This window comes from Candidatus Infernicultor aquiphilus (genome assembly GCF_002784285.1).
Taxonomy (GTDB): domain Bacteria; phylum Atribacterota; class Phoenicimicrobiia; order Phoenicimicrobiales; family Phoenicimicrobiaceae; genus Infernicultor; species Infernicultor aquiphilus.
On the sequence record NZ_PFKO01000364.1, the window covers coordinates 1 to 5,729 of the forward strand.

The 5,729-nt window shown below is 34.0% G+C and carries 5 protein-coding genes; all 5 read left to right on the forward strand.

All coding sequences use genetic code 11. The features are described from left to right. Positions 1-814, forward strand: an 814-nt coding sequence (locus tag COZ07_RS10195; RefSeq protein WP_406608457.1) for a metal ABC transporter solute-binding protein, Zn/Mn family, incomplete at its 5' end; no start/stop codon positions are given. Positions 815-844: 30 nt separating this feature from the next. Further along, positions 845-1,636, forward strand: coding sequence for a metal ABC transporter ATP-binding protein (locus COZ07_RS10200; protein WP_406608458.1), 792 nt, complete (start codon positions 845-847; stop codon positions 1,634-1,636). A gap of 96 nt (positions 1,637-1,732) precedes the next feature. Continuing rightward, the gene (locus tag COZ07_RS10205; RefSeq protein ID WP_406608459.1) at positions 1,733-2,545 is read left to right on the forward strand and encodes a metal ABC transporter permease; all 813 of its coding nucleotides are present in this window, start codon (positions 1,733-1,735) and stop codon (positions 2,543-2,545) included. A 45-nt stretch (positions 2,546-2,590) separates the two neighbouring features. Beyond that, on the forward strand, positions 2,591-4,357 hold the full coding sequence (mrdA, locus tag COZ07_RS10210) for a penicillin-binding protein 2 (protein ID WP_406608460.1): 1,767 nt from the start codon (positions 2,591-2,593) through the stop codon (positions 4,355-4,357). A 52-nt stretch (positions 4,358-4,409) separates the two neighbouring features. Further along, on the forward strand, positions 4,410-5,510 hold the full coding sequence (gene rodA / locus COZ07_RS10215) for an FtsW/RodA/SpoVE family cell cycle protein (RefSeq protein WP_406608461.1): 1,101 nt from the start codon (positions 4,410-4,412) through the stop codon (positions 5,508-5,510). Positions 5,511-5,729 lie beyond the last annotated feature (219 nt).

The following is a 5,729-nucleotide window of genomic DNA, read 5'->3' on the forward strand; positions in this document are numbered from 1 at the left end:
ATTTTTATTCGCTGGAGTAACCCTAAAAAAAGCAAACCCTGGACTGATATCGAAAGAAGAGAAGATAGGGGTGGTAGTTTCTATTCTTCCATTAGCTGAATTTGTCGAGCAAGTAGGTAAAGATAAGGTAGAGGTAACCGTTATAGTACCTCCAGGGGCTGATCCTCACCTATTTGAACTAACCCCGGTTCAATTAAAGAAAATTAGCCAGGCTCAGTTGTATGTCGAAGTAGGATCAGGGCTTAATTTTGAATTAACCTGGATGGATAAAATAAAATTGATCTATAAAGATATGTTGATTTGTAATTCTTCAATAGGTATTACCCTAGTAGATAAGGATCCTCATATATGGCTTTCTCCCCGAAATGCTAAAACCATGGTTGAAAATATTAGTGAGGCGTTAATCAAAATTGATCCTTCAAGCCAAAAATATTTTAAAAAAAATAGCATAGAATATATTAATAAATTAGATCTATTGGATCAAGAGATTAAAGCTCGATTAGAAGGAGTCAAAAATCACAGATTTATATCTTACCATCCCTCTTGGGGTTATCTTGCTAAAGAGTATGATCTTATTCAAATAGCAATTGAAGATGAGGGCAAAGAGCCGAGTGCTGCTTCTCTAACCCATATAATAGATCAAGCCAGAGCTTTTAATATATCTATTATCTTAGTTTCACCTCAATATAATATTAAGAGTGCTGAGGTCGTTGCTAAAGAAGTAGGGGCTCGAATTATAAAAGCTGATCCTTTATCTATGGATTACATAAATAACCTTAGAAAGTTAGTAGAAGAAATAATTACGGTTAGATGAAATATAATTGGTGATGAAAAGATAAAGATAATGAATCAAGAAAATAAGAATAATAAAAATCAAGAAAAAATTACTCAAGAGGTTATAAATTTACAGAATGTCTGGTTAGTTTATAATAATATTAATGTGTTAGAAGATATAAATCTTGCCATATACCAACATGAATTTTTAGGAATAATAGGACCTAATGGTGGAGGAAAAACCACTCTACTTAAAGTTATTCTCGGTCTAATTCAACCTACTAAAGGAGAGGTTAATATCTTAGGGATGAACCCAAAAGAAGGAAGAAAATATATTGGTTATGTTCCTCAATACTGTCTTTTTGATCGGGAATTTCCTATAAGTGTTTGGGAGGTAGTATTAACTGGAAGATTGGGTCAACGAAAATGTGGTAAAGCGTATAGTAAAGAAGATAAACAAAAGGCGGAACAAGCACTTGATATGGTTGGAATGATAGAATCTAAAGGTAAGCAAATAGGAAAACTTTCGGGTGGTCAACAACAACGTGTTTTTATCGCCCGAGCCTTAGTGACAGAACCAAAAATATTACTCCTTGATGAGCCTCTGGCTAGTATCGATACCCCCTTACAAGCTGAATTCTATGAATTGTTGGAGAGACTAAAAGAAAAGATGGCCATTGTTTTGGTAACTCATGACCTTAGTGCAGTGTCGATTTATGTAAATAAGATTGCCTGTCTAAATCGGAGGCTTTTCTATCATCAGTCTAAAGAGATAAGGGTAGAGGATTTAGAAGCAACTTATCATTGTCCAGTAGATCTGATTGCCCATGGTATCCCCCACCGGGTACTCAGAAAACATTAACCATACTAAAGTATGCATCACGCTATACGAATTAAAAAGCGTTAGAAAGATATAGTAAATTGATTTAACTTCAGGAGAAAAGGGAGCAGATTAAGCATGTTTGAATTACTGCAGTATGAATTTATAAGGAATGCCATATTAGCAGTGCTTCTAGCCAGTATTGCCTGTGGAATTATTGGCGTTTATGTAGTGGTAAAAAGGATTGTTTTTATAAGTGGAGGGATTGCTCACGCCTCTTTTGGGGGGGTTGGATTAGGATATTTTTTAGGGGTAAATCCGATCTGGGGGATAATACCTTTTAGCATCCTCTCCGCCTTAGTTATGGGGTTAGTAAGTAAACGTAGCAGGATACCAGAAGATACTGCAATCGGAATATTATGGGCTCTGGGGGTGTCTTTGGGGATTGTGTTTATTGGTTTGAGTCCAGGTTATGCCCCTGATCTTTTCAGTTATCTTTTTGGCAATATATTAACCGTAACCTCTGTTGATTTAATAATAATGTTAATCTTAGATTTAGTGATAATTATGGTGGTATTTTTATTCTATAAAGAATTTTTAGCTCTTTCTTTTGATGATGAATTTGCTACTGTAGTAGGAGTTCCTACTGTTAAATTATACTTTCTTCTTTTATGTTTAATTGCCCTGACTATAGTAGTACTAATGAAGGTTGTGGGTATTATTATGATTATTGCCCTTTTGACTATCCCAGCAGCCATAAGTAAACAGTATACCTCTAATTTAAAAAAGATGATATTTATTTCTATCCTACTTAGTGCTATATTTGGTTTAGGCGGCTTATGGCTTTCTTATCAGCTTAATTTAGCTTCTGGGGCGACTATAGTTATAGTTTCGGGAATTGGTTTTATACTTTCCTGGTTTGGAAAGCAAGGAAGAATTTTACAAGTTTAGGTCCTGATTTAAAATTATTATTTGGGTATTAAAATTAAAGGAGTAATGATGAGGGAATCTTCTACTGTTCCCGAAGATGTAAAACAGCGTTTGAATTGGTTATTGGTTTTTATTATCATCTGTCTTGTAATATTGGTTATTAGTTTATGGTATTTGCAGATGATTAAAGGAGGGGAACTAAAAAAAAGAGCAGTAGAAAATTGTATTCGTTCATTAGTAGAAGATGCTCCTCGGGGAAAGATTTATGATCGACAAGGAGAATTATTAGTTACTAATCGTCCAACAGTTTTAGTCTCCATAATTCCTGCAGAAGTGGAAGATTTAAAGGGATTAAGCGATAAGTTAAGTAGAATAATAGATCTTCCTCCAGAATCTATCGAAAAAAAAGTAAAAAACTATTCAGAAAATCCTTTTAAACCGGTAAAAATTTTGGATGACTGTAAGACAGATAAAATAATAGAAATTGAAGAGAGAAAAGATGAACTAAAAGGGGTAGTTTTAGAAGTTAAACCTCGGAGGAATTATCTTTACCAGGATTTAGCAGCTCATAGTTTAGGGTATGTGGGAGAGATAAATAAAGAAGAGTTACAACAATTAGGTAATTCGAAATTTCAAGGAGGAGATATTATCGGAAAATCTGGGTTGGAGAAATATTATAACGATATTTTAGGAGGAGAGAAAGGTGGAAGAGAGGTAGAAATTGATGCTTTAGGCCAAGAAATAGCTACTTTGCTTTATCGTGAACCTATTCCAGGCCAGGATATTGTTCTGACTATTGATAAGAATCTTCAGCTCTACGGAGAGAGTTTGCTTGATGGTAAAAAAGGTTCTATTTTAGTAAGTAATCCTTATACTGGGGAGATATTAGCTTTAGTCAATAAACCTTCTTTTAATCCTAATTTATTTGCTGATGGAATTTCTTATGCTGATTGGCAAAGAATTTCTTCTGACCCTGATTATCCTTTGACTAATCGGAGCGTTCAGGGTGTTTATTCGCCGGGTTCGATCTTTAAAGTAGTTATCGTGATTGCTGCCTTAGAAGAAGGAGTTACAGATAGAAAAAGAAAAATTTATTGCTCAGGTACTTATAAATTAGCGGATAAGGTATTTACTTGTTGGAAAAAGTCAGGACATGGGAGTTTAAATGTTATTGATGCTATTGCTAATTCCTGTAATGTCTATTTCTATACTATAGGAAATGAATTAGGAATTGAAAGATTGAATAAATATATTCGTAAATTTGGATTAGGAGAAAAAGTGGGTATTGATTTGCCCTCAGAAGCAATCGGGACAATTCCTTCTGCTGAATGGAAGGAGAGGGAGTTTAAACAGATATGGTTTCCTGGTGATACTATAAATCTTTCTATAGGCCAGGGGTATCTTTTATTAACTCCTTTACAGATTCATAGTGTCATTTGTGCTATTACTACAGAAGGAAGAATTTATAGATTACATTTAGTAAAAAAGATAATTTCTCCCGATGGTAAAATAGTTAAAGAAATTGAACCAGAAATTTATAAAAAAGTAGACATTTCTTCACCTTCATTTCAAACTACTAAAGAAGGATTGAGAGAGACTATATTAAAGGGGACCGGTTGGCGAGCAAATGTTAAGGAATTATCGATAGCTGGTAAAACCGGAACTGCGCAGAACCCTCAGGGAGAGACTCATGCTTGGTTTATTGGATTTGCACCTTATGAGAATCCGGAAGTTTGCATTACCGTTTTTTTAGAAAATGGGGGAGAAGGGGGAGAAGTAGCTGCCCCTATAGCTCGAGCTATGTTAGAAAAATATTTTAAGATCCAAGAATGACAAATTTGGTGCCTGGCACCTTTTTTGTCATAAAATTTTGGGAGGATGGAAGTTGAGGGAAAAATTTAATAAATTAACTGAAAATTTAGATTATACTTTACTATTTTCGGTAGTGATAATCTGTTTTTATGGTCTCTTGGTGTTATATAGTTCAACCCGTTTAACAACTACAGAGGTAGATAGTCCTTATTTTTTCGTAAAGAAGCAGTTCTTATGGATGGTATTGGGATTTTTATTTTTAACTATAATTATTTTTATAGACTATCATAAGTTAGAAGAATATTCTCAGGTGATCTATATTAGTGCAGTTATTTTGCTGATAATGGTTATAATTTTTGGGAGGTCAACTTATGGAGCAAGGCGTTGGTTGCCTATAGGATCTTTTGGATCTCAGCCTTCGGAGTTTGCCAAAGTTGCCTTAATAATTTTTTTGGCTAATTTCTTATCGATGAATAAATTGAAACTGGATAATTTTTTCTATTTTTTACTTCCCTTCACTTATACTGGACTATTAATTTTATTAGTATTTTTACAACCGGATTTAGGAACTTCCTTAGTATATTTAGCCATTCTGATCATAATGTTATTTGTGGTAGGGGTTAAGATAAAATATTTAATTTTTACTTTTATAGTAACCTTATCTTCTATTCCGGTGTTGTGGACTTTTCTGAAAGATTACCAGAAGAAGAGATTAATTTTATTTTTTAACCCTAACCTGGACCCTTTAGGGGGCGGTTATAATGTTATTCAGTCGAAGATTGCTATCGGTTCAGGTGGTTTCTTAGGAAATGGACTCTTTAGTGGCTTACAAAGTCAGTTGAATTTTCTCCCTGCTCAACATACTGATTTTATATTTTCGGTAGTAGGAGAAGAATTAGGCTTTGTCGGAGCCATCTTATTATTAGGACTCTATACCATTATCTTATGGAGAGGAGTTAAAATAGCTCTTGAGGCAAAGGATTTATTGGGAACTTTATTAGCCACCGGGGCAGTGACTTTCCTCTTTTTTCATATAGTAGTAAATATTGGTATGGCTATGGGAATGTTTCCAGCTACCGGGTTACCTCTATCTTTTTTGAGTTATGGTGGAAGTTTTATGATTTCTAATTTATTAGTGATAGGGCTATTATTAAATGTAGAAGCACATAGATAAAATGGTGATATTATTAGTCGTTAGTGAATAGTTGACAAATATCAACACATCGTGAACTTAAAAATATCAACACATCGTGAACCTTAATGAAAAAAAATATACACACATCGAGAACTTAATAACTAAATGTTCTATACTGACCTTAAAAAAGGAGGTCAGTTATGAACAGTAAAGAATTAAGAGAAAAAGCTATAAAAAGATACGAAAATGGTGAATCTC

What these genes read in the sequence shown, in the direction of transcription:
- COZ07_RS10200 (WP_406608458.1), top strand. Translation starts at nt 845, where the DNA reads ATGAATCAAGAAAATAAGAATAATAAAAATCAAGAAAAAATTACTCAA.
- COZ07_RS10205 (WP_406608459.1), top strand. Translation starts at nt 1,733, where the DNA reads ATGTTTGAATTACTGCAGTATGAATTTATAAGGAATGCCATATTAGCA.
- mrdA (WP_406608460.1), top strand. Translation starts at nt 2,591, where the DNA reads ATGATGAGGGAATCTTCTACTGTTCCCGAAGATGTAAAACAGCGTTTG.